Source organism: Streptomyces sp. NPDC050636, from assembly GCF_040654775.1.
GTDB lineage: Bacteria > Actinomycetota > Actinomycetes > Streptomycetales > Streptomycetaceae > Streptomyces.
On the sequence record NZ_JBFAIP010000006.1, the window covers coordinates 127,420 to 150,598 of the forward strand.

Genomic DNA, 23,179 nt, shown 5'->3' on the forward strand with positions numbered 1-23,179 from the left:
CGGAGCGCATCCGTATTCCAGGAGTAGTCGGTACGCCGAGGTGGAGATCGGTGTGCATCGCATGCCCGATGGTGCCGAGGTGAAGTACGCCAAGCGGCGGTTGCTGCCGCGGCTGGAGGATGCGGCCGAGGAGGCCGTGCCGCACACCGTCAGCAGTGGCGAGCGGGCCGATCAGCTCGGGCAGCGGTACTTCGGGGATTCGGGGCAGTGGTGGCAGATTGCTGATGCCAATCCCACGCTCGATCCGCGGGAGTTGACGGATGAGCCGGGGGAGCAGATCGCCGTGCCGCTTCCGGGTGGGTTCCCGGGTGGGTTGGGCGGGCCGGGTGTGAGGAATGGCTGATGAGCCGGTCGGGCGGGGCCCGATTCATGTGTCGCTGTACATGGGGCCGAAGTCGGCGCGGCCGGTGCCGTCCGAGGTGACCGAGGCGCTGCTGTCGGCTCAGATCACGAGTACGGCGGGTGAGCGGAGCGGGTTTCAGATTGCGTTCGATCTGACCAAGAAGGGCGCGATCATCCAGCGGTTGTTGCCTGAGGGGTTCTTTGATCCCAAGACGCGGGTGATTCTGGCGGTGAGCATCAAAGGGACGCCGTTTGTGCTGCTGGATGGGTTGATTGTGCGGCAGGAGGTGGGGGCCAGTAATCAGCCCGGGCAGACGACGTTGACGGTGACTGGTGAGGACCTGACGCTGTTGATGGATCTGGAGGAGCGGGCCGATCGGTACCCCAACCTCGCGCCCTCACAGCGGATTGAGCGGATTCTTGGGAAGTACGCGGATTACGGGATCGATGCCCGGATCATCCGGGAGCAGATTCCGCAGCCGCCCAGGGAGCAGCTCCGGGTTGATTACCAGGTCGGGACCGATCTGCAGTATGTGAATGAGCTGGCCAGGGCCAATGGGTACACGTTTTACCTGGATCCGGGGCCGGTGCCGGGGAAGTCGACGGCGTTCTGGGGCCCGGAGCAGCGGCTCGGCCAGCGGCAGCACGCCTTGAACGTGAATATGGACGTCAACTCGACTGTGGATCAATTGACTTTCGCCTACGACGGGACCGCGCGGGAGGAACCTCAGGCGCGGGTGCAGGATCCGGTGACGCGGCGGGCGCCGTTGCTCGCGCAGCCGGACATCAGTCCCCTCAGGCCGCCGCTCGGGCGGCGGGCCTCGCCGGCCCTGAAGCGCAAGACGCTGAGCGGGACCGCGAAGCGGGATGAGGCGATTGCGAAGGCGGAGGCTTTGGGTAAGGCGGCGACCTCTGCCGATGCCATTTCGGGGTCGGGTTCGTTGGACGTCAATCGGCACGGATATGTGCTGCGGCCACGGGAGTTGGTCGGCGTGCGGGGTGCTGGGGTGACGTATGACGGCGACTATTACGTGAAGAGCGTGACGACCAATCTTCGGCCGGGCTCGTATCAACAGAACTTCACGCTGTCGAGGGAAGGGCTGATTGCCCGAAGCGGCACCGTACGTCCCTAGAGCAGCAGTCGAGCCGCGGCTCGTATCGGATCCAGGAGACAAGAGAAATGGCTGGCGCACCTAACAACCGCTTTCTCGGCAAGTTCCGTGGCCGAGTGGTGGACAACAACGACCCGATGGGGCGGGGGCGGCTGATCGTCCAGGTTCCGGACGTGCTGGGGGATGAGCCGTCCACATGGGCCCTGCCGTGTTTTCCGTTCACCGGTCCCGAGGCGGGGCAGGTGGTCGTGCCGTCGGTCGGGGCGGGTGTGTGGGTGGAGTTCGAGCAGGGCGAGCCCAGTTATCCGATTTGGGTGGGGTGTTGGTACGGGAGCCGGGAGGAGTTGCCGGAGGATGCGCGGGTGCAGCCGCCGGAGTCCCGGCCCGTCGTTATCCAGACCCCCAAGAAGCACAAGATTGTGATGTCGGATGTGCCCACCAACGGGATTTTGCTGGAAGCGCCGGGCGGCGCATACGTGAAGATCGATGCGACGGGGGTCCATATCAACAATGGGCACGGGGCGTCGATTTCGCTGGTCGGGGATCAAGTCGACATCAATGAGGGCCGGTTGACCGTGCCCAAGAAGCGATAGCGAAAACGGGGGGAGTGAGTGACGTGTTGACCGGGAATCTCGTCCACGGCGGTGCCGTGATCAGCTGCCCGCACGGAGGGCGCGCGTTATCCACCGCGGCCACGAGTAACGGTGTACGGATCGACGGCGCGCCCGTGGCCACCGCCGTGGACGTTTTCACGGTCAGCGGATGTCCGCACGCCGTCGACCACCTGCCGCAGCCGTGCACGAGTATCCGTTGGGCTCCGCATACCGATAACGACGCCGTACGCATCGATGGTGTGCCGGTGCTGCTGGACACGACGGCGGCGATGTGTTTCAGCGCCGGGCTGGTGCCGCAGGGCCCGCCGGTCGTGGCGTACGTCCACCAGGGCCAGCAGGGCCATCAGGGGGTGTCCAGCCGATGAGGGCTGCGAAGAAGGTACGTACCGAGGTCGCGTTTCCGTTCCGGATCGACCGACGGGGGCGGACCGCGCACGCGGATCACGACGACCATGTGCGGGATCTGATCGAGCAGTTGCTGTTCACGAGTCCCGGTGAGCGGGTGATGCGTCCCGAATTCGGGTGCGGGCTGTTGGATCTGGTGTTCACTCCGAACAGTCCGGAGCTGGCGTCCGCCGTGGAGCTTTCGGTGCAGGCGTCGCTGCAGCGCTGGCTGGGGGATCTGATCGAGGTCGAATCGCTGGACGTGGTGAGCGAGGAGAACGTCGTACGCGTGTATCTGCGCTATGTGGTGCGCTCCACCGCGAGCCGGCGCGATGAAGTGTTTGAGGGGCGGGGCGGAATATGAGCGAACGGCACGACACCACAGTTGAGTTGGTATGTCGTACGGATGACCGGCGCGGGCGGATCAGAGCGGCGCAGCTCAATGGGATCGATGCGGTGGAGGTCGCGGATGACGGGGTGACACTGACCGTCACCTTCCTCGGTAAAGCCCCGCACGGCCTCTGCCCGGAGAATGTCCGTATCGACGGCGGGCGACGTATCACGAATATCGAAGCCCTGGAGATATCCGTCGAGCGGGAGGAGGATCCCGAGCTCGACGACCGGTTGCATGTCGTCCTGGACCGCTCCGGAGACACCTCCCGCTATCGGCTCTCCCTCGTCGAGACGGATCCCTACGGGCGGCCCGGCACCCAGCCGTACGAGGGCTTTGACCAGCGTTACTTCAGCCGGGAATTCTCCTTTCGGGCCGATTGCCCGAGCGTCTTCGACTGCGCGGACGAGAACGGGCCAGGCGACACCAACGCGCGGGGCGGCGACTGCCCGGACACCTTCAAGCCCGCCCCCGTCATCGACTACACGGCCCGCGATTACGACACCCTGCGGCAGCTCGTCCTCGACCGGCTGCGGTTGACCACCCCCGACTGGGTCGAACGCAACCCCGCCGATCTGGGCATGACACTGGTCGAGCTGCTCGCGTACACGGCCGACCAGATCAGTTATCAGCAGGATGCGGTCGCGACCGAGGCATATCTCGACACGGCCCGCCGGAGGGTTTCCGTACGGCGGCACGTCCGGCTTATCGACTACCAGATGCATGACGGGTGCAGCGCGCGGGCGTTCGTGTCCCTGGAGACGGTCGAGGAATTCACCCTGCTCCCCGGCGAGTTCCGTTTCGCCGCCATCGATACGAGGACCTACGGCCCGCGCGACCGGCCCGAGATCGGGACCGTCATCGACGACCGGGATCTGGCCCTGCTGGACGAGCGCGGCTCGGTCGAGGTCTTCGAGCCGGTCGCCGACACGCCGCTCACCCTGCGCCCCGAGCACAACGCCATCCGGCTGTGGACCTGGGGCGGGGAGGTCTGCGCCCTGCCGAAGGGGGCGACGAGTGCGACGTTGCGCGACGAGTGGACGGACGAGGCAGGCGAAAGCCGGGCGCTCCAGCTCACCCCCGGCGATCTGCTGCTCTTCGAGGAGGTCAAGGGGCCGCGTACCGGAACCCCCGGCGACCAGGACCCGGCGCACCGCCAGACGGTCCGGCTCGCCTCCGTCACCCCGGCCGTGGACCAGCTCGACGGCCAGCCGGTGCTGGAAATCACCTGGGCGCCGGAGGACGCCCTGTCCTTCCCGCTCTGCCTGTCGACCCGCGGCGGTACGGACTGCGCTCCGGTCGAGGAGGTGAGTGTGGCGCGCGGCAACGTCGTATTGGTGGATCACGGGCGGTCGCTCGCCTTCGGAGCCGCAGCAGAAGGCGTTCCGGAGACGGTCACCGTCCCGGCCGTGCCTGCCGATGGGGGTACCTCCCGCTCGAGCGGAGCCGAGAGTGGGGGAGGCTCCTGTGAGCCGCCGGCCTTCGGCTGTGCCGACCACAAGGACGGCGGGAACGCGACGGCTCGGACCATCAACGCCCTGCTGGAGAAGACCGGTTGCCACACGGCGCTGACCGCCGACGACATCCGTGAGCTGTTCACCGTCGTCGGCGAGGAGGCGACCGTACGGGCCGGGCTCGGTCTTGAGCTGGCCGGGCAGCGACGCGAGAGGGTGGTGCCCGGGACGGTGTACGCGCAGGCGGAGGCGCTGCGCACGCTGCTCGCGCAGTCCGTCTACCCGGGTATCGGGCCCCGTTTCCGCCCGGTGCTGCACCGCTCCCCCGTCGCCCAGACCGTGCCCTTCCCGCAGCCCGCGCAGGTGGCGGCCGGGCAGGCGACGCGGCTGGCCGGCATCCGGGAGCGGGTACGGGCGCGGCTGGTCGAGCTGTGGCGCAGCGCCCGCGACCACGACGGGTTGTCGGAGGACGAGATCGCCGAACTGACGGTGGTCTTCGGGCTCAAGGTCCTAGAGCGGCTGGAGCTGCGCCGCCGCCACGATCATGGCCCGGCACTGCGCGAGCTGCTGCACCGCGGCGACCGGCTGCTGGACGCCAAGCTACGCCGCCTGGAGGTGCTGACCGCACGGGCCCGCGCGGGCGTGGTGCTGGGCGGGCACATCGCCTGGGAGATCGCGCACAGTTGGGGACCGGCGTACGCGGCGGGGCTGCATCCGGACGAGCCGGTGCTGCACGGGCCGGCCGCCACCCTGCTGCCCGATCCGCGCGCCGCGCTCCCCGCCGTACGCCTCATGGACGACGACGGCGAGCAGGTGTGGACCCCGCGTCGTGATCTCCTCGACAGCGGCCCCCGGGACCGGCACTTCGTCGGTGAGCTGGAAGACGACGGACGGATCGCGTTGCGCTTCGGCGACGGACGGTACGGCGCCCGGCCGACGCCCGGTAGCCGGCTCACCCTCCGGTACCGCCTCGGCGGTGGCACGGCGGGCAACGTCGGCGCCGAGGCCATCAACCACCTGGTGCTGAGCCGGGACCCGGAAGTGTCGGAGGCCGGCGACCCGATGCCGGTGGCGGGCGTACGCAACCCGCTGCCCGCGACCGGGGGCGCCGAGCCCGAGCCGATCGAGCAGGTCAGGCAGCTGGCGCCGCTGGACCTCAAGCGGACCCGGCTGCGCGCGGTGACCGCCGCGGACTACGCGGAGCTGGCGTCCGCGCTGCCGGGTGTGCAGCGGGCCGCGGCGGAGATCCGCTGGACCGGCAGCGTCCAGGAGGCGCATGTGGCGATCGACGCGGCGCGGACCGGTGAGCCTCAGCCGCAGCTGCTGGACTCCGTCGCGTACGCGCTGGAGAGCTACCGCCGGATCGGGCACGACCTGGTCGTCGAGGCGGCCCGCACGGTGCCGCTGGACATCATGGTCGAGGTCTGCGCGGCGCCGGGCCATCAACACGGGCAGATCCTGGCCGAGTTGACCCGGGTGCTGGGCAGTCGTCGGCTGTCCGGCGGACGCCTCGGCTTCTTCCATCCTGACGCGCTGACGTTCGGGGAGCCGGTCCGCCTGAGCCGCCTCACCGCGGTGGCCGCGGCCGTTCCGGGCGTGCAGAGCGTACGGGTGACGCGGCTGCAACGGCTGTTCCATCAGGAACACATAGACCACACAGACCACACAGATCGAAGGAATCGCACAGATCGCACAGACAGCACAGACCGCATAGACCGCATAGACCGCATGGACAACAGAGCACTGGAGGACGGTGTGCTGCGGCTCGGCCCGCTGGAGATCGCCGTGTGCGACAACGATCCGGAACGGCCCGAGAACGGCCGGCTGGTCATCGAACTCGGAGCGCTCGGGGGTACACGATGAGCACCTGCGGATGCGGATGCGGCGGCAGCGACGAGCGCCGCACCCCCGACGCCCTCTACAACCCGCCGGGCCGTACCGCCCTCGACTACCGCGTCGGCGCATACGGCACCTTCCTCGCCGGGATGCTCGACCGGCTCGCCTCGCCCGCCTACCCGGCGCTGCGCGGCCTGACCGTACGTACCCCCGACGACCCGGCGATCGGGCTGTTGGACGCCTGGGCCGTGCTGGGTGATGTGCTGACCTTCCACAGCGAGCGGATCGCCGACGAGGGGTATCTGCGGACGGCGAACGAGCACCGTTCGCTCGCCCTGCTCGGGCGGCTGGTCGGGCACCGGCCGCGGCCCGGCGTCGCCGCCGACACCCATCTCGCGTACACCGTGGACCGCGATCCGCGGGTCGAGGACCTGCCGGTGGTGATTCCGCGCGGGGCGCGCAGCCACAGCGTTCCCGCCGCGACCGGCGAGGAGTCGCAGACCTTCGAGACGGACGAGGACCTGACCGCCCGCTGGGCGTGGAACGAGCTGGCGGTACGGCGCCGCCGGCCGGCCCTGCTCACCGAGGACGATCTGAAGAAGCGCCCCGAACTGCTGGTCGCGGGCACCAATACGGCGCTGGCCGTCGGCGACCGGCTGCTCTTCGACTTCGGGGCGAAGCGGGTGCTGCTGCCGGTCGCGAAGGTGCGGCTGGACCGGAATGAGGACGTCACCGGCCTCGGACTGCCGAAGTCGGCGCCGCCGTCGCTGAAGGAGCTGGTGGCGGAGCTGCGTGAGTGGATCACGGAGCCGGAGGAACCCGGCGACCCGGATGATCCGGACTATCCCGGGGACGCCACCCCCCAAACCCCGAACCCCCGCCCCATCAGCAAGTTCATCGCCGATTTCGATGTGCAGGTGCTGGCGCCGCTGCGCAAGGACCTGGGCGGCGTCGCGACGCCGGAGCAGTTTGTGCGGCGGCTGGCGGGGCCGCATGAGCGGCTCGCCGAGGCGCAGGCGCTGGCGGCCCCGTACGAGGAGGTCGCCGCCTGGTTCGAGCAGCTGGAGGCGGTGGTCGGCGAGCTGGCGGAGCGGGCCGGCGAGCTGTCGGGGGAAGAGCCGGCCGCGCGTCCCGGTACACCACAGGCGCCCCCGGCCGCGCCGGGCGAGCCAACCCCTGGGGGGACCCCTGAGGCAACCGGTCCCACCGCCCGAACCCCCGCCGCCCTCCGCGCCTTGGGCGCTCTGCTCCCCGCCCTCCGCACCCGCGTCATCCGTCCCCCGTCCGGCTCCCGCGCCCTCTCCCACGACCCGGGCCGGCTCTTCGGTACCGGCTCGGACCTCGGTGCGCAGCTGCTGACGGCGCTGGACCCGCGGCTGTCCGACGGCCTCTACCCGGCCTGGCGGAAGGCCGCACCGGCACCCACCGCACCCTCCGAAGCGCCCGGCCCGGCCGTCGTCCGCGCCGTCCTGGCCATGCGCGTCACCGCCGCCCCCTTCGGCGCGACCGCGCCTCTCAAGCCCGTGCAGGACGACCGCGGCCGGGTGATCAGGACGGCCGACTGGCCGCTCACCGGCGCCGCGCTGACCAGCATGCGGATCGTGTTCGACACGGCGGGCAAGGTGCCGGTGCGGGCCGAGTTCCAGCACATCGAGACCGGGGGTTCGGACCAGCGCAGCGAGAACCTGCCCGCCGACCTGCCCTTCGACCTCGGCCCCGGCCGGGTCGAACTGCACACCCGTACCGGCCAGGACCACGACCTGAGCTGGCTGGGCCGTCGCCCGGCCGACTCCCAGGAGCCGGGGGTCACCGCCCGGCTCCTGCCCGGCCTGCCGGAGCGCACGCTGTTCGTGTCCCGGCCGGGCGAGGACGGCAAGTTCCATATCGCGGTGGACAACGGCACTCCGCTGTCCTGGGACCTGGGGCCGGGGCAGCACAAGCAGGTCACTCACGGCGAGTACGAGATCACCGTCAAGGTCGCGTCCGGCGGCGAGCCGCCGAGCGTGGAGATCGGCATCGCGACCGTGCCGAAGCCCGCCGACCGGCTGTCCCTGCCACTGGACGGGGTGTACGACGGGATCACGGTCGGCAGCTGGGTCGCCATCGAGCGGCCCCGCAAGGGCAAGGCCCCGGAGAAGGGGAGCGCCCCAGAGAAGGGCAGCGCCCCGGAGAAGGACACGGACCCCGACGGCATCCCCGGCGACCCCAAGCTCGCCTTCGTCACCACCCGCGTCACCGCCGTACGCACCGCCGTCCACACCCACTACGGCATCACCGGCCGCGGCACGGTACTCACCCTCGCCGACCCCTGGCTGGACGAGCACGACGTGGTGCTGTCGGCGATCCGGGACACCACGGTGCACGCCGCGGGCGAGGTGCTGCGGCCGGCGGACGATCCGGTCGGCGAGGACGTGCACGGCAATGAGATCGAACTCGGCGAGCTGTACGACGGGTTGCGGCCGGGCCGGTATCTGGTCGTGTCCGGGGAGCGCACCGATATCCCCGGGTCGGCCGGGGTGCGCGGCACCGAGCTGGCGGTGATCGCGGGCGTCGACCAGGTCCTGGACCCCGACCTGCCGGGCGACCGCGTCCACACCAGGCTCACCCTCACCACCGACCTGACCCATCGCTATCTGCGCGACACGGTCCGCATCCACGGCAACGTCGTGCCCGCCTCGCACGGCGAGAGCCGGGACGAGGCGATCGGCAGCGGCGATGCCGGGCGCGTCAACCAGACGTTCGCGCTCTGGCAGTCGCCGCTGACCTGGCTGCCGGACGACAACCCTCTGGGGGCGACGCCCGAGTTGCAGATACGCGTCGACGGGCTGCTGTGGCACGCGGTCGACAGTCTGGCCGGGCGTGGGCCGGGCGAGCGCGTGTATGTGACCGGCACGGCGGGCGACAACGGCCGTACGACGGTGACCTTCGGCGACGGGGTGCACGGCGCCCGGCTGCCGACCGGGCACGACAACGTACGGGCCCGGTACCGCTTCGGCACCGGCCGGGCCGCGAATGTCGCGGCGAACCGCATCACCCAGGCGATCACCCGGCCGTTGGGCGTCACCGGTGTCAGCAATCCGCAGCCCGCGACCGGCGGCGCGGACGCCGACGGCCCAGGGCTGACCCGGCGCACCGTCCCGCTGTCCGTCTCCGCGCTGGACCGGCTGGTGTCCCTCCCTGACTACGAGGACTTCGCCCGCTCCCGGGCCGGCATCGGCCGGGCCTCGGCCCGCGAACTCTTCGACGGGCGGCGGAAGGTGCTGCATGTGACCGTCGCGGGCGTGGACGACATCCCGATCGCGCCGGACGCGGAGGTGCTGCGGGCACTGCGCTCCTCGCTCGCCGAGTACGGCGACGCCCGGCTGCCGGTGCGGGTGGACGTCCGCGAGCCGGTGCTGCTGCTGTGCGCGGCGAAGGTGAAGGTGGCGCCCGACTATTCGTGGCCGCTGGTCGAGCCGCGGGTGCGGCGGGCGCTGCTGGCCGCACTCGGCTATGACGGGCGGGAGTTGGGGCAGCCGGCGCAGCTGTCGGAGGTGCTGGCCGCCGCGCAGGCGGTGCCCGGCGTCGACTACGTGGACGTGGACGCCTTCACCGGCATCCCGGCGTCCGTCACCCCGGACGAACTCGCCCGACTCGCCGACCGGTTCGCGCTGGCACCCCGCCCGTCGGTGCCGTCCCGGCTCGCCACGTACGACGAGCGGGTCCATGAGGTGACGGCGGCCGGCGGCGAGACCTTGTCCGCCATCGCCGGCCACTACGGCATCCCGCTCGCCGAACTCCTGCGTCTGAACCCGGACATCACCGACACCCGCCCGCTGGCGAGGGGCCGCGCGGTCTGCGTCTTCCGCGGTATCCGGCCGGCCCAGCTCGCCCTGTTCTCACCGCAGGTCGCGGACACGCTGATCCTCACGGAGGTAACCCGATGACGACGACCAGGGAGCCGGACGGGCTCGCGGAGCTGCTGCCGCAGTGGCTCCGGCTGCGGGACTCCGAGGATCCCGCGGGCGGTGAGCCCCTGCGCGCGCTGCTCGCCGTGATCGCCGAGCAGGTCGATCTCGTACGCGACGGGGTGGCGCAGCAGTACGACGACTGGTTCGTGGAGAGTGCCGCCGAGTGGGTGCTGCCGTACATCGGCGATCTGGTCGGCTACCGGCCGCTGCCCGGCTATGAGCGGGTGCTGGCCACCGGGCTGCGGGACGGCGGGCTGCCGGACTCGTCCCGCAGGCGGCTCGCCGAGGCGCTGGCGCCGCGCCGCGATGTGGCGGCCACCGTAGCCAACCGGCGGCGCAAGGGCACCCTCGCGCTCCTGGAGGAGCTGTCGGAGGGGGTGGCGGGCTGGCCGGCGCGGGCGGTGGAGTTCTCCCGGCTGGTCGCGCACCAGCAGCCGGTGAAGCTGTACGGGTCGGGCACGGAGGCCGTCAACGCGCGGCGGGCCGGGCGCGGACGGCTCGTCGACGTCCGGGACGGCGCGGCGCTGGACCTGGCCGGCGGGCCGTTCGGGACGGTGGCCCGGTCGGTGGACGTCCGCCGCCTCAACTCCCGCCACACGCAAGGGGGTTATTCACCGGCCGGGGTCGGACTGTTCGTCTGGCGACTGAAGCCGTACTCGGTGACGCACGCGCCCGCGTACTGCATCGACCGGGCCCGCAACCTCTACACCTTCTCGATCCTGGGCAACGACACGGCGCTGGTGACCCGCCCGGAGCCGGAACCGTCCGCGACGCATATCGCGACCATCGACAATGTGCCGGCCGCCATCCGGCGGCGGCAGCTGCACGACCGGCTCGCCGACTACTACGGGCCCGGCAAGAGCTTCACCATCCGGCGGGACGGCCATGACACCCCGATCCCGCTGTCCGACATCGTCGTCGCCGATCTGAGCGACTGGCGCTACCGGCCCAAGCGCGGGCAGGTCGCCGTCGACCCGGAGCTGGGCCGGATGGCCTTCGGCTCGCGCTCCGCGCCGCGGCAGGGCGTATGGGTGGACTACCACTACGGGTTCGGGGACGACCTGGGCGGCGGTGAATACCTGCGGGAGGACCGCCGGGACCGCGAGAACCATGAGAACCGGTCGGACGCCGCCGTCTACCGGGTCGGCCCCGGCCAGACCTTCCAGCGGATCATGGACGCCTACGGGGAGTGGCGGCACGACCGGCGGGCCGGACGCTGCGGCCCCGACGGCATCATCGAGATCACCCACAGCGGCGCCTACCAGGAGCAGCTGGACTTCGACCTGGACCCCGGCGACCGGCTGGAGCTGCGCGCCGCCGAGGGCACCCGGCCCGTCATCCGGCTGCTGGACTGGTACAGCAACCGGCCCGACGCACTCAACATCCGTGCCAGGGAGGAGGATTGCGCCCCCGGCGAGCGGCCGCGGATCGTACTGGACGGCCTGCTGGTCACCGGGCGCGGCCTGAACGTCACCGGGCCCATGGGCGCGGTGACGCTGCGGCACTGCACGCTGGTACCGGGCTGGTCCCTGGAGCCGGAGTGCGATCCGGCCTCTCCCGAGGAGCCGAGCCTGGTCCTGGACCGGACCACCGCCTGCGTCGAGATCGACCGCTGCATCCTGGGCACCATCGAGGTCATCGGCGACGAAGTGGGCACCGATCCGCTGCCGATCCACCTCCGTGACAGCATCCTGGACGCCACCGGGCACGACCGGGAGGCGCTGTCGGCGCCGGACTGCCGGCATGCGCATGCGGTGCTGCACGCGCACCGCACCACCGTCATCGGCGAGGTGCACACCCACGCCGTGCAGATCGCCGAGAACAGCATCTTCACCGGGCGGCTGCACGTCGCCCGGCGGGGTGTGGGCTGCCTGCGGTTCAGTTACGTCCCGCCCGGCTCGCGCACCCCCCGCCGCTACCGCTGCCAGCCGGACCTGGCGGGCCCCGAGGACACCGCGCGGGTGCGGCCGCTGCTCCGCGGCGAGCGCTACGGGACGCCCTGGTACGGGCAGTTGGCGGCGGGCTGCGGCGGGGGTGCCCCCGGCCCGTCCGGGGCTGGGGAAGAGATCAGGCGCGGCGCGGAGGACGGCGCCGAGATGGGCGCGTACCACGATCTCTACCAGCCGCAGCGCGAGGACAGCCTGCGGGCCCGGCTCGCCGAGTACACCCCGGCGGGCACTGACGCGGGGATCGTGTTCGTCACATGAACTCCCTACCTGTTCGCGGGGTGAACTGCCGGCCCGTTCGTGAAGTGAACCGCGGGCCCGTTCGTGACGTGAACCACCCGCCCGTTCGCAGAGTGAACTGTCCACCCGTTCGCAGAGTGAACTGCCCACCCGCTACCGCCTCTTGCCGCCACCTTCCGACTTCCGACCTTCTGAGCAACCCGTACGAGGGGGACCCCTTCCATGCACGCTGATCTCTCGCGCCTCACCTACCGGCCGGAGCGTCACTACTCTGCGGTGGTCGCCCAGCAGGGCCGCGTCCAACTGGACGCCGACGCCAATGAGCAGACCGCGATCCAGCTGTTCCAGGCCCGTACGCTCACCGCCGACCTGATCGGGCAGCACGGCGGGCCGAGCGGCGCCACCGGCTTCAAGATCGATCTGCGGGGCGGCAGCCGCGAGCTGGACGACCTCGTCATCGGCGGCGGCCGCTACTACGTGGACGGCATCCTGTGCGAGGCGACCCGCCCGCAGCCGGGTGTGCCGGTGCCGGCGGACGGCCACGACGACGCCGATGACGCGGGCGGCACCGGAGACGCCGGCGAACCGGCCAAGCCGCCCGCCACCTGGACGTACTGGGACCAGCCCGACGGCTTCCGCGACCCGGAGCGGCCCGGCGACCGGCTGCCCAGCCAGTTCCCGTACCTGGCGTATCTGAAGGTGTGGGAGCGGATCGTCACCGCGGCCGAGGACCCGGCGCTGCGCGAGGTCGCGCTGGGCTCGGCGCTGCCGGACACCGCGGCCCGCGCCAAGGTGGTGTGGCAGGTGCTGCCGCTGCCCGGCACCGCACTGGGACTGGAGGGCGACAACCCGCCGGTCGACGAGATCCGGAAGGCGTTCGCGGACTGGGCCCGCAAGCAGCGCACCCCCGCCTCCCGTCTCGCGGCACGCAGCGAACGCCCGGACCACGCGGACGACGAGCCGTGCCTGGTCGCCCCGGACGCCCGCTACCGGGGGCCGGAGAACCAGCTCTACCGGGTCGAGGTGCACGACGCCGGCACCGCGAAGGACGCCACGTTCAAATGGTCCAGGGAGAACGGATCCGTCACCTTCCCGGTCGATGAACTCGACGGCACCTGGGTCGAGTTGGCGAACCTCGGCAACGACGACAAGCTGGATCTGAACATCGGCGACTGGGTCGAGTTCGTGGACACCGCCTACGCGAGCCGGGGCGAGGCCGAACCGCTGTTGCGGGTGGAGGAACTCGACCTGCCCGGACGGCGGGTCCGGCTCTCGGACGAACCGGCGCCGCGCGTCGGACGGCGGCCCGAGCTGCATCCGTTCCTGCGCCGCTGGGACCACCACGAGAACAGCGCCCGGCAGTCCCCCAAGCGCGGCGCCAAGGCGGGCCGGCCGCACCACGGTGCGGTACGGGTCGAGGAGGGCGGCTGGCTGCCGCTGGAGGACGGCGTCGAGGTGTACTTCGCGGCCGGCGGCACCTACCGGACCGGCGACTTCTGGCTGATCCCGGCCCGGACGGCCACCGGTGGCGTGGAGTGGCCGACGGACGCGGCACGCCGTCCGCTGCTGCAGTCCCCGGCCGGGATCGAGGCGCACTACGCGCCGCTGGCGTGGGTGCACGGCGAGCATGCCGTACCCGACCTGCGGCTGGCGTTCCGGCCGCTGTCGGCGGGCATCCCGGCGGCGGACGATGCGGCGCTGGCCGCGGAGGCGCAGGCACGGGCGGAGGAGGCGGGCGACGGAGGGGCGGCTGCGGGTGCGGCTGCCGGCACGGCCGAGTCTTCGTCCGCGCCGTCTGCGCCGCTGAGCAGGTCCCAGACGAGCGCCGCGGCCGAGGCGGCGGTCAATGAGGCCGCGGGAGACGAAGGGGGCGTGGGCTGATGGCCACACCACTGACCGCCTCACAGCTGCTCAAAGCGTTACGCGATGAGGGCGTGGTCGTCCACGAGGTCCGCAACTGGCGTAAGCACAACCGCAATTCCAAGGGCCCGTGGGGGCCGGTGAACGGAGTGATGATCCATCACACCGTCACCCAGGGCACCGACAACTCCGTGGACCTGTGCTACGACGGGCACGCCGATCTGCCGGGCCCGCTCTGCCACGGCGTGATCGACAAGAAGGGTGAGGTCCACCTCGTCGGCAACGGCCGCGCCAACCACGCGGGGCTCGGCGACCGCGACGTCCTGCGGGCGGTGGTCAACGAGTCGGAACTGCCGCCCGACAACGCCGCCGACACCGACGGCAACCGGCACTTCTACGGCTTCGAGTGCATCAACCTCGGCAACGGCGGGGACCCGTGGCCGGAGGAGCAGAAGGCCGCGATCGAGAAGGTCTCGGCGGCGATCTGCCGGGCGCACGGCTGGAGCGAGCGCTCGGTCATCGGCCACAAGGAGTGGCAGCCGGGGAAGGTCGATCCGCGGGGCTTCACGATGGGTTCCCTGCGGGACCGGATCAAGCAGCGGCTGGCGAAACCGGCGGAGGGCGCCACGGAGCCGGGCACGGATTCCGGTACGGGCACGGATACGGATACGGGCACGGGCACGGATACGGGCAGTGACACCCGGCCTCCGGTGCCGCCGAAGCCGCAGCACCCGCCGTACGAGCCGTTCCCCGGCGGCGGGTTCTTCCGCCCGGGGGCCCGCAGCGAGGTGATCACGGCAATGGGCAAACGGCTGGTGGCCGAGGGCTGCGGCCACTACAAGGAAGGCCCCAGTCCGGAGTGGACCGAGGCTGATCGCAAGTCGTACGCGGCCTGGCAGCACAAGCTCGGCTTCAAGGGCAAGGACGCGGACGGAATGCCGGGGAAGGTGAGCTGGGAACGGCTGCGGGTACCCAACACGCGGGATTGATGGGCCCGGCAGCGTCATGCCGATCCCGTGCAGCGTCATGTCGATCCGTGCAGCGTCTCGCCGATCCGTGCAGCGTCGTGTCGAACCCGTGCAGCGTCTCGCCGATCCGTGCAGCGTCATGCCGATCCGTGCAGCACCTCGCCGATCCCGTGGCGAACCACGGGAATACCGTCCAGAACCACCGCGTTGTGGCCTCGCAGGGGGCGCTTGCACCCCCTACGGGATGTGTTCGCCCACCCCTAGTTGGGGCCATGCCCTAAGACCGTGAGCCTTGGGACCTTGGGACCTTGGGCGTTTGTGGCGTTCTGGCCCCGGATACGCCAAGGCCGGGCGGCCCTCCCCCACAGAGGACCGCCCGGCTGTTCATGGGGTTTCCGGCGCTGTCCGGCCTGAGCCGGCGTGAACCGGGTTTCCCGGCTCCGGTGTTATCCGATGCCGTCTGCCGCCGCAGACGACGAGCCGGTGGTGTCGGCCGTAGAGCCTCAGACGGCCTGGACCGGGAGGACCGGCAGCGCCGGGATGTTGGCGGCGTTGGTCAGGTCGGCCAGGTCGGCGGGGACGGCCGGGACGGCGACGGCGTCGGTCGGGTTCGCCGGGACGGCGGGGACGGCCGGGGTGGCAGGCACGGCCGGAACAGCGACGGCGTCGGTCGGGTTCGCCGGGACGGCAGGCACGGCCGGGGTGGCAGGCACGGCCGGGACGGCGACGGCGTCGGTCGGGTTCGCCGGGACGGCAGGCACGGCCGGGGTGGCCGGGACGGCGACAACGTCGGTCAGGTCGGCCGGCACCTGCGCCGGCGTCAGGCCCTGCACACCGGCGACAGCGGTGGTGGCGATGCCCTGCGCGTCGGTCGCGACGACGGTGACCAGGCCCTGCGCGAACGGGGTGGCGTCGGTGGTCACGCCCTGCGCAAGCACGGAGGCGTCGGAGGACACACCCTGCACGAACGGGGTGGCCTTGCCGGACACGCTGGTCACGAACACCTGCGCGTGGCCGCCGACCGCGGTCACGAACGGGGTCGCCTGGCCCTTGGCGTCACCGGCGAGCTCGCCGGCACCGCCGACGGTGGTCTGGGCGACCGGCACGATCCTGACGACGATACGGCGGGCGACGGGCGGCAGCACGTCATCGGCGACCTGCTCGACGGTCGGGCGGACGGTGGCCAGCCCGCCCTGCGCGGCGTTGGTCAGCTGCTCGGGACGGACGCCCGCACCGGCGAGCGCGGCGAGCAGGTTGTCGGCCGAGCCGGGGGCCTTGGGCAGCGCGGGGGCCTTCGGCAGCTCCGGAGTCCCGGGCAGGCTCGGGACGCCGGGCAGGTCGGCGGACGGGACGCCCGGGGTGGCGGGCAGCGACGGGGCGGCGGGCAGCTTGCCCTGGGCGAGCTTGCCGGCCTTCTTCGCGGCCTTCTTGGCGGCCTTCTCGGCCTTCTTCGCGTCGGCGGCCTTCGCGGCGTCCGTGACCTTCGTCAGGTCGGCGGACGGGACACCCGGCTTCTGCACACCGTCGAGGGCGCCGGTCACATCGCCCAGCGCGGGCAGCTCACCGGCGGGCAGTTCGGGGGCCGATACGTCGCCGAGACCGGTCGCCTTGTCGGCGGTGTCGCTCACGGTCTTCTTGACGGTGTCGGTCGCGCCACCGGTGGGCAGCTGCTGCGCGGCGTCGGTCACCGAGCCGGTGGCCGGCAGGTCCGGGGTGACGGGCAGCTCGGCGGCACTGGCGGCGACGGAGCCCAGGGCCCACAGACCGGTGGCAGCGGCGGCAACGACGATGGAACGGCGAATGTTCGAGCGCATGGTGGTGAAAGTCCTTCGAATTTGGAGGGTTTGACGGGCAGACCTGTCCCGCCCCCGCGCGGCAGGTCCAGTTACAGACGCGGAGCGGTCTGCCCTAGCCCGGGAATTCGAGGATTTCTTCGGCACGCCGACGCGTCGGAGCGCCATCGGCCGTGCGGACGCCACCGGGCAGCAGCCGGAAGCGTGTGGGGTCCGCCGGAGAGGCGGCGAACTGGTCCCCGCCACGGGGGCCGTGGCCATCACCCGCGGAGTGCGAGGCGGGCGCCACGGGGCCCTGCGGGAACTGGCCGGGAAGGCCGTCGTGCCCCTGGTCCCGCTGCTCGTGCGCGACGGGACGGAACTGCTCGGCCGGCTTCCCCAGACCGTCGGTGAGGCGGGACGACGGGGCGGCGGTGCAGTCGGCCATCGCGGCGGTCCGCGCACCGGCCTGCTGCGCACCGTTCGGCGCGCCACCGTGCTCGGACGTACCGCCGTTGCCGGGCCGTCCCGCGTGCTCGCCGGACGGGAGGCCCACGGGCAGCGTGGCACCGGCCACGTCCCGGATGTCCCGTACGACCCCGGTCACCGGCTCGGTGAGGGGGTCGGTGACCGGCTCAATGCGCTCGGCGGCGGGCCGCAGAGCACCGGAGACCGCGGTGGGCGCGGTCTTCTCCCGCTCGGTGATCTCCGTACGGGCCGCCTCGCGCTGCTGCGCGAACTCGGCCCCGGAGCCGGACAGTCGGTCTGCGGCCCCGTCCCGGGTGGCGGCCCGGGTCGGGGTGGGCGCCTCGGCCGGGTCCGTGTCCGGGGCCGAAGCCCCGGTCACGGCCGTCGCGCCGGTGCGGTCCTCGGCGTGGGCGCCGGTACCGAAGGCGAAGCCGAGGGCGACGAAGCCCACCAGGAAGAGCCCCGCCAGCAGCGCACGCCGCGCGGCCACCGTGCGCGGCAGGCGCACGGCAGCAGGCATGGCGGACACAGCAGACAAGGAGGGGACCTTCCCATACGGACGGGGACACGCGGGCACAGGGCCGCGGTGTCACGCGCGTCACGGGCGATCGAGCGATGCGCTGATCCTTGCACGACAAGCCAGGTGCCGCGCAAGTCCTCCCGGCACTCCTGTCACTGTTGCTCCGCCATGTCCGGTATGGGCAACGACCGTTTCTCGATCGCGGCGGCCATCACGTCCGGGAAGAGGTCCGGAGTGCACGCGAACGCCGGTGCGCCCAGGGCCGCGAGCGCCGCGGCATGGTCGCGGTCGTATGCCGGCGCCCCCTCGTCGGACAGTGCGAGCAACGTCACGAACTGCACCCCGGACGCCTTCATCGCGGCGACCCGCTTGAGCATCTCGTCCCGGATGCCGCCCTCGTACAGATCGCTGATGAGGACGACGACGGTCTCGGCGGGACGGGTGATCTTGGACTGGCAGTAGGCGAGAGCGCGGTTGATGTCCGTGCCGCCGCCGAGCTGAGTGCCGAAGAGGACATCGACCGGGTCGTCGATCTGATCCGTCAGATCGACGACCGAGGTGTCGAAGACGACCAGCCGGGTGTTGATGGCCCGCATCGACGCCAACACCGCGCCGAACACCGAGGCATAGACGACCGAGGCGGCCATCGAACCGGACTGGTCGATGCAGAGCACCACATCCTTCTTCACCGACTGCGCGGCCCGGCCGTAGCCGATCAGCCGCTCGGGGACGACCGTGCGGTACTCCGGCAGGTAGTTCTTGAGGTTCGCCCGGATCGTGCGGTCCCAGTCGATATCTCGGTGGCGCGGCCGGCTGATCCGCGCGGAGCGGTCCAGCGCACCGGTGAGGGTGGCGCGGGTGCGGGTCGCCAGCTTCTTCTCCAGCTGCTCGACGACCTTGCGGACGACGGCCCGCGCGGTCTCCTTGGTCGTCTCCGGCATGACCTTGTTGAGCGAGAGCAGCGTGCCCACCAGATGCACATCCGCCTCGACGGCCTCCAGCATCTCCGGCTCGACCAGCAGCGAGGACAGCCCGAGCCGGTCGATGGCGTCCCGCTGCATCACCTGCACCACGGAGGACGGGAAGTACGTACGGATATCGCCGAGCCAGCGCGCCACCGCGGGCGCCGACGCCCCGAGCCCCGCAGACCGCTTCCCGCCGTCGGCCCCCTTGCCGGCCTTGCTCTGGCCGTAGAGCGAGGTGAGCGCCCCGTCCATCGCGGCATCCTGCCCCCGCAGCTCCTGCCCCGTGCCGTCCGCGCCGCCCCCACCGAGCACCAGCCGCCAGCGCCGCAGCCGCTCGGCCTGCGCGGGGTCGACCGATTCGGCCATCCAGTTGCTCATCTTGCCGCCCCCGTCAGGTTGTTGTGCTGGGTGTGGTCGGTGTGTTGGGCGTGCTGGGTGTGTTGGGCGTATTGGGTGTGCTGGGCGCTCCGGGTGCTGGTGTCGCTCCGGGTCTCCCGTCCGGTGCCGCTCCGGGGCTCGCTTTCGCTGCCTATCCGGCTTTCGCTTCCCCTCTCGCTGCCGCTGCCGCTACCGAAGGGATCATGGCCGGTGCCCAACAGCAGCCGCAGGGTGGGAAGTACGGCTGCGGCGCGGTCACGATCCAGGCCGGGCCCGAAGCCGGGCGCCGCCGCGTCCTCGCCGTCGCCGACCGGGTGGCGGGATGCCACCGCAGGCCCGCGCCGGACCAGCTCGCCGAGCGTGCGCCGCACCCCCGCTTCGTACTCCGAGAAGGCCCGGCGCAGCAGCGGCAGTACGTCCGTGAACGCGGTGGCCGGCACCCTCGTCAGCCAGCCGTCCACCAGCGCCAGCAGCCGTTCGTCGTGGACCAGCAGCATCCCGCCGCCGTCCCCGCCGCCCACGAACCCCTCGATCCAGCCGGCGGCGTCCCCGGGCGGAGTGCCCGGCGAAAGGGCGAGCCCCATCAGCTGCTCCGCTCCCCCATCGCCCAACTGCCCGTCGTCCAGCAGCAGTCGGGCCGCCCGTCCCCGAATCAGCCCCGGTACCGTGTCCCGCCCGGTCACCGACCTCAGCACCCCGGCCCAGCGCGCCCGCAGACCCGCCGCTTCCGACTCGGCGCCGTTCTCGGCGCCCTTCTCGGTGCCGTTCTCGGCGCCCTTCCCGGTGCCGTTCTCGGTCCCGGGCCCGTCCCCGGCCGCGAGCTGGCCCAGGAGGCCGACGGCCTGGTGGGTGGCGTCGAGATGGCCGCGCATCTCCGTGGCGCCGTCGTCGTCCAGGCCGGTGCAGGCCGGCGGTAGTCCGACGAAGACCCGCTCGGCCAGGCCCGTAGCCACCTCGCGGAGCGCCGCGCCGTCCGTGCCGCGCACATCGCCGTACCGCACGGACCGCACAAGGGCGGGCAGCGCCTGCGCGAGATGACCCACATCCGCGTCCAGAGCCGCGCGGTCGGACAGGACGCGCATGACCACCGGCAGGGCATCGGGCAGCTCGGCGAGCAGACAGCGCTCGGCGAGCGCCGTCACCTCCGCGAGCGCCCCCGCACCCGCGGCGTCGGACGCCGCCTTGGCGGTGGCGGCGGAGAGCACCGTCGTACCCCAGATACCGGCCTCCGCGACCCGCACCGACAGCTCGGGCTCCCAGCGCAGGCCCCAGGTCTCCCGGAACGTGCCGGTGCTGCCGCGGGAGCGGGTGGGCTCGCCCCAGGGAATGCCGAGCAGCCGCAGCCGGTGCAGCAGCCGACTGCGCCCGGCGTCCGTCTCCTTGCGCAGATCCAGCTCCACCTCCCGCTCCAGCGCTTCCGGCTTGAGCCGCAGCGCCCGCTGGCTGCGGGCGATATCGCGCTGCAACGGCACCGCGGGGGCATCCTCCGGCACCTCGCCCAGCACCTCCCCGACCACCAGCCGGTCGCGAATCAGCGAGGACGGCGCCTCGGAGCCGTCCCCCATGACGGCCCGGATCGCGTCGTCGGTCTCCGCCAGCCCTGCCAGCGGGCGGCCGCGCGCCGTGGCCAACCCCTCGGCGAGCCGCACGGCTTCGATGACATGCGCCGACGAGACGGCGTAGTCCTCCTCCCGGAGCAGCCCGGCGACCTTGGTCATCCAGCGCTCGATGGGGCGGTCGGGGGCGCTGAAGAGATGGCCGTACCAGCCGGGCGAGGAAACACCAGCTCCGTATCCGCTGCGGCGGGCGAGCCGCCGGTGCGTCCACGGCACCCAGGTCACCGCCGCCTTCACCTTCGGCAGGCCCTTGAGCAGCTGACGGTCGGCGGTCACGGTGCTACGGCGGGCCAGCGCGGGCACATGCCACGCCCCGCACACCACGGCGATACCGTCCCCGAACTCCCGCCGCGCGTCCCGGATACGGAGCCGCATATGGGCCTCGCGCACCGGGTCGCGGTCATGTCCGCCGTCGCCGTACGCCTCGCGCAGCGCACCCATCGCCTCGGCCAGCGCGGCGAACGGCGCCAGCGCGTCGGCACCGGGCCCTCCCTCACGCTCGGCTCCCCTGGAACGGGAGGTACCCCCGTCCCCGCGGAGCTCGACCACGTCCTCCCACCAGCGTTCGGCGTCGTCATAACCGGCGGTCGCGGCCAGCACCCCGATCGGATCGACGCGGACATCGGCCCGGTCACCGCCCGGCCCATCCGCCCCGCCCGGGGCGTCCGCGTCCCCCGCCGTACCGGCTGCTCCCTCCCCTTCCTCTTCCCCTTCCCCCTGGGCCTCCTCCGCCGCTGTCATCGCCAGGGAATGCGCCGCCGGCAGATCGATGAAACGGACCGGGACACCGCGCTCCTGAGCCCAGCGGAGCGCCACCCACTCCGGGGAGAACTCGGCCAGCGGCCAGAACGCCGCGCGTCCCGGATCGTCCAGCACATGGGCGAGCAGGGCGACCGGCGGCCGCATGCTCTCCCGCCCGGCCAGCGGCACCAGCTCATCGGCCTCCGGCGGGCCCTCGATCAGGACCGCACTGGGCGCGCACTGCTCCAGCGCGGCCCGCACCGCCCGCGCCGACCCCGGGCCGTGATGCCGCACCCCGAGCAGCACCGGCTCACCGGCCGGCGACGGGCCCGCCCCCGCAACCGCCCCGCTCATGCGCTCACCTCACGGCAGGCGCGGTAGAAGTCCTTCCAGCCGTCGCGCTCACGCACGACCGTCTCCAGGTACTCCTGCCAAACGACACGGTCCGCGGCCGGATCGCGGACGACCGCGCCCAGGATGCCCGCGGCCACGTCCCCGGAGCGCAGCACACCGTCCCCGAAGTGGGTGGCCAGCGCCAGCCCGTTCGTGACCACCGAGATGGCCTCGGCCGTGGAGAGCGTGCCGGACGGCGACTTGAGCTTGGTCCGGCCGTCGGCCGTCATGCCGCCCCGCAGCTCACGGAAGACCGTGACCACCCGGCGGATCTCGTCCATACCCTCGGGGGCGGCCGGCAGGTCCAGCGAGCGGCCCATCTGCTCGACCCGGCGCGAGACGATGTCGATCTCTTCGTCCGGCGTCGCGGGCAGCGGCAGCACGACGGTGTTGAAGCGGCGGCGCAGCGCGCTGGAGAGTTCGTTGACCCCGCGGTCGCGGTCGTTGGCCGTGGCGATCAGGTTGAATCCGCGGACCGCCTGCACCTCCTGCCCCAACTCCGGGATGGGCAGGGTCTTTTCCGACAGGACGGTGATGAGGGTGTCCTGGACGTCGGCCGGGATACGGGTCAGCTCCTCGACCCGCGCGGTCATGCCCTGCGCCATCGCACGCATCACCGGGCTGGGCACCAGCGCCTCCCGGCTGGGGCCGTTCGCGAGCAGCTGGGCGTAGTTCCAGCCGTAGCGGATCGCCTCTTCGGGCGTGCCCGCGGTGCCCTGCACAAGCAGCGTGGAGTCGCCGCTGACCGCCGCCGCGAGATGCTCGGACACCCATGTCTTGGCGGTGCCGGGCACGCCGAGCAGCAGCAGCGCGCGGTCCGTCGCAAGGGTCGTCACGGCGACCTCGACGATCCGCCGCGGGCCGACGTATTTGGGTGTGATGACGGTGCCGTCCGCGAGCGTGCCGCCGAGCAGATACGTCGCCACCGCCCACGGCGAGAGGCGCCAGCGCTCCGGCCGCGGTCGGTCGTCCGCCGCGGCGAGGGCCTTCAGCTCGTCCGCGAAGGTGTCCTCCGCATGCGGCCGCAGCGCCTCGCCGGCCTCGCCCTCCCGCGCCTCGCCGTCCGTCGTCTTGATGCTGTTCTCCGACATGACTCCCCCTCGTCGCAAGGTGTGCGGCCGGCACTCGCGATCCCGCCGGCCGCTTGCGGAATCAAGCCTGCACCACCCCACTGACAATCGCCGGAAAAGTGCCTGTGACCTGCTGTTTCATCGCGACATTCGGGCGTT

15 protein-coding genes are annotated in these 23,179 nt (G+C 72.0%); 10 read left to right on the forward strand and 5 right to left on the reverse strand.

The window, feature by feature from the left end:
• Positions 1-61 precede the first annotated feature (61 nt).
• The 10 genes from AB0I10_RS09100 (at position 62) to AB0I10_RS09145 (ending at position 15,118) form a co-directional block, all read left to right on the forward strand.
• Positions 62-343 carry a hypothetical protein gene (locus AB0I10_RS09100; protein WP_363151688.1) on the forward strand — a complete coding sequence of 94 codons (282 nt, stop codon included), beginning with the start codon at positions 62-64 and terminating at the stop codon, positions 341-343.
• On the forward strand, positions 336-1,475 hold the full coding sequence (locus tag AB0I10_RS09105) for a hypothetical protein (RefSeq protein ID WP_363151689.1): 1,140 nt from the start codon (positions 336-338) through the stop codon (positions 1,473-1,475). Before AB0I10_RS09100 ends, AB0I10_RS09105 begins: the two co-directional genes overlap by 8 nt.
• Positions 1,476-1,522: 47 nt before the next feature.
• On the forward strand, positions 1,523-2,047 hold the full coding sequence (locus AB0I10_RS09110; RefSeq protein ID WP_363151690.1) for a phage baseplate assembly protein V: 525 nt from the start codon (positions 1,523-1,525) through the stop codon (positions 2,045-2,047).
• A 14-nt stretch (positions 2,048-2,061) separates the two neighbouring features.
• Positions 2,062-2,433 (forward strand): hypothetical protein, encoded by a 372-nt coding sequence (locus AB0I10_RS09115; RefSeq protein WP_363151691.1) that lies wholly within the window; start codon positions 2,062-2,064, stop codon positions 2,431-2,433.
• The gene (locus tag AB0I10_RS09120) at positions 2,430-2,816 is read left to right on the forward strand and encodes a GPW/gp25 family protein (protein WP_363151692.1); all 387 of its coding nucleotides are present in this window, start codon (positions 2,430-2,432) and stop codon (positions 2,814-2,816) included. Before AB0I10_RS09115 ends, AB0I10_RS09120 begins: the two co-directional genes overlap by 4 nt.
• Positions 2,813-6,160 (forward strand): putative baseplate assembly protein, encoded by a 3,348-nt coding sequence (locus AB0I10_RS09125; protein ID WP_363151693.1) that lies wholly within the window; start codon positions 2,813-2,815, stop codon positions 6,158-6,160. The genes AB0I10_RS09120 and AB0I10_RS09125 overlap by 4 nt, the downstream gene beginning before the upstream one ends.
• Positions 6,157-10,059, forward strand: a complete 3,903-nt coding sequence (locus tag AB0I10_RS09130) for a putative baseplate assembly protein (RefSeq protein ID WP_363151694.1) — start codon at positions 6,157-6,159, stop codon at positions 10,057-10,059. Before AB0I10_RS09125 ends, AB0I10_RS09130 begins: the two co-directional genes overlap by 4 nt.
• Positions 10,056-12,290, forward strand: coding sequence for a hypothetical protein (locus tag AB0I10_RS09135; RefSeq protein ID WP_363151695.1), 2,235 nt, complete (start codon positions 10,056-10,058; stop codon positions 12,288-12,290). Before AB0I10_RS09130 ends, AB0I10_RS09135 begins: the two co-directional genes overlap by 4 nt.
• Before the next feature lie 201 nt (positions 12,291-12,491).
• The gene (locus AB0I10_RS09140; protein WP_363151696.1) at positions 12,492-14,150 is read left to right on the forward strand and encodes a DUF6519 domain-containing protein; all 1,659 of its coding nucleotides are present in this window, start codon (positions 12,492-12,494) and stop codon (positions 14,148-14,150) included.
• Complete coding sequence (locus AB0I10_RS09145) at positions 14,150-15,118, forward strand: peptidoglycan-binding protein (protein WP_363151698.1); 969 nt, start codon at positions 14,150-14,152, stop codon at positions 15,116-15,118. The genes AB0I10_RS09140 and AB0I10_RS09145 overlap by 1 nt, the downstream gene beginning before the upstream one ends.
• A 482-nt stretch (positions 15,119-15,600) precedes the next feature.
• On the opposite strand, the gene AB0I10_RS09150 is transcribed toward AB0I10_RS09145, so the two are convergent.
• The 5 genes from AB0I10_RS09150 to AB0I10_RS09170 form a co-directional block, all read right to left on the reverse strand.
• Positions 15,601-16,911, reverse strand: a complete 1,311-nt coding sequence (locus tag AB0I10_RS09150; RefSeq protein WP_363151699.1) for a hypothetical protein — start codon at positions 16,909-16,911, stop codon at positions 15,601-15,603.
• Positions 16,912-17,005: 94 nt separating this feature from the next.
• Complete coding sequence (locus AB0I10_RS09155; protein WP_363151700.1) at positions 17,006-17,857, reverse strand: hypothetical protein; 852 nt, start codon at positions 17,855-17,857, stop codon at positions 17,006-17,008.
• A 152-nt stretch (positions 17,858-18,009) separates the two neighbouring features.
• A complete protein-coding gene (locus AB0I10_RS09160) occupies positions 18,010-19,200 on the reverse strand; it encodes a VWA domain-containing protein (RefSeq protein ID WP_363151701.1) in 1,191 nt (396 codons plus the stop codon).
• Complete coding sequence (locus tag AB0I10_RS09165; RefSeq protein WP_363151702.1) at positions 19,197-21,911, reverse strand: DUF5682 family protein; 2,715 nt, start codon at positions 21,909-21,911, stop codon at positions 19,197-19,199. The genes AB0I10_RS09160 and AB0I10_RS09165 overlap by 4 nt, the downstream gene beginning before the upstream one ends.
• Positions 21,908-23,041: an AAA family ATPase gene (locus tag AB0I10_RS09170; RefSeq protein ID WP_363151703.1), complete on the reverse strand. Its 1,134-nt coding sequence runs from the start codon at positions 23,039-23,041 to the stop codon at positions 21,908-21,910. Before AB0I10_RS09170 ends, AB0I10_RS09165 begins: the two co-directional genes overlap by 4 nt.
• Between the last annotated feature and the right edge of the window lie 138 nt (positions 23,042-23,179).

Bases quoted from the DNA above. Each gene is read 5' to 3' on its own strand.
- AB0I10_RS09135 (WP_363151695.1), top strand. From the start codon at position 10,056: ATGACGACGACCAGGGAGCCGGACGGGCTCGCGGAGCTGCTGCCGCAG.
- AB0I10_RS09120 (WP_363151692.1), top strand. From the start codon at position 2,430: ATGAGGGCTGCGAAGAAGGTACGTACCGAGGTCGCGTTTCCGTTCCGG.
- AB0I10_RS09105 (WP_363151689.1), top strand. From the start codon at position 336: ATGGCTGATGAGCCGGTCGGGCGGGGCCCGATTCATGTGTCGCTGTAC.
- AB0I10_RS09160 (WP_363151701.1), bottom strand. From the start codon at position 19,200: ATGAGCAACTGGATGGCCGAATCGGTCGACCCCGCGCAGGCCGAGCGG.
- AB0I10_RS09155 (WP_363151700.1), bottom strand. From the start codon at position 17,857: ATGCCTGCTGCCGTGCGCCTGCCGCGCACGGTGGCCGCGCGGCGTGCG.
- AB0I10_RS09130 (WP_363151694.1), top strand. From the start codon at position 6,157: ATGAGCACCTGCGGATGCGGATGCGGCGGCAGCGACGAGCGCCGCACC.
- AB0I10_RS09125 (WP_363151693.1), top strand. From the start codon at position 2,813: ATGAGCGAACGGCACGACACCACAGTTGAGTTGGTATGTCGTACGGAT.
- AB0I10_RS09150 (WP_363151699.1), bottom strand. From the start codon at position 16,911: ATGCGCTCGAACATTCGCCGTTCCATCGTCGTTGCCGCCGCTGCCACC.
- AB0I10_RS09170 (WP_363151703.1), bottom strand. From the start codon at position 23,041: ATGTCGGAGAACAGCATCAAGACGACGGACGGCGAGGCGCGGGAGGGC.
- AB0I10_RS09165 (WP_363151702.1), bottom strand. From the start codon at position 21,911: ATGAGCGGGGCGGTTGCGGGGGCGGGCCCGTCGCCGGCCGGTGAGCCG.
- AB0I10_RS09145 (WP_363151698.1), top strand. From the start codon at position 14,150: ATGGCCACACCACTGACCGCCTCACAGCTGCTCAAAGCGTTACGCGAT.
- AB0I10_RS09100 (WP_363151688.1), top strand. From the start codon at position 62: ATGCCCGATGGTGCCGAGGTGAAGTACGCCAAGCGGCGGTTGCTGCCG.
- AB0I10_RS09110 (WP_363151690.1), top strand. From the start codon at position 1,523: ATGGCTGGCGCACCTAACAACCGCTTTCTCGGCAAGTTCCGTGGCCGA.
- AB0I10_RS09140 (WP_363151696.1), top strand. From the start codon at position 12,492: ATGCACGCTGATCTCTCGCGCCTCACCTACCGGCCGGAGCGTCACTAC.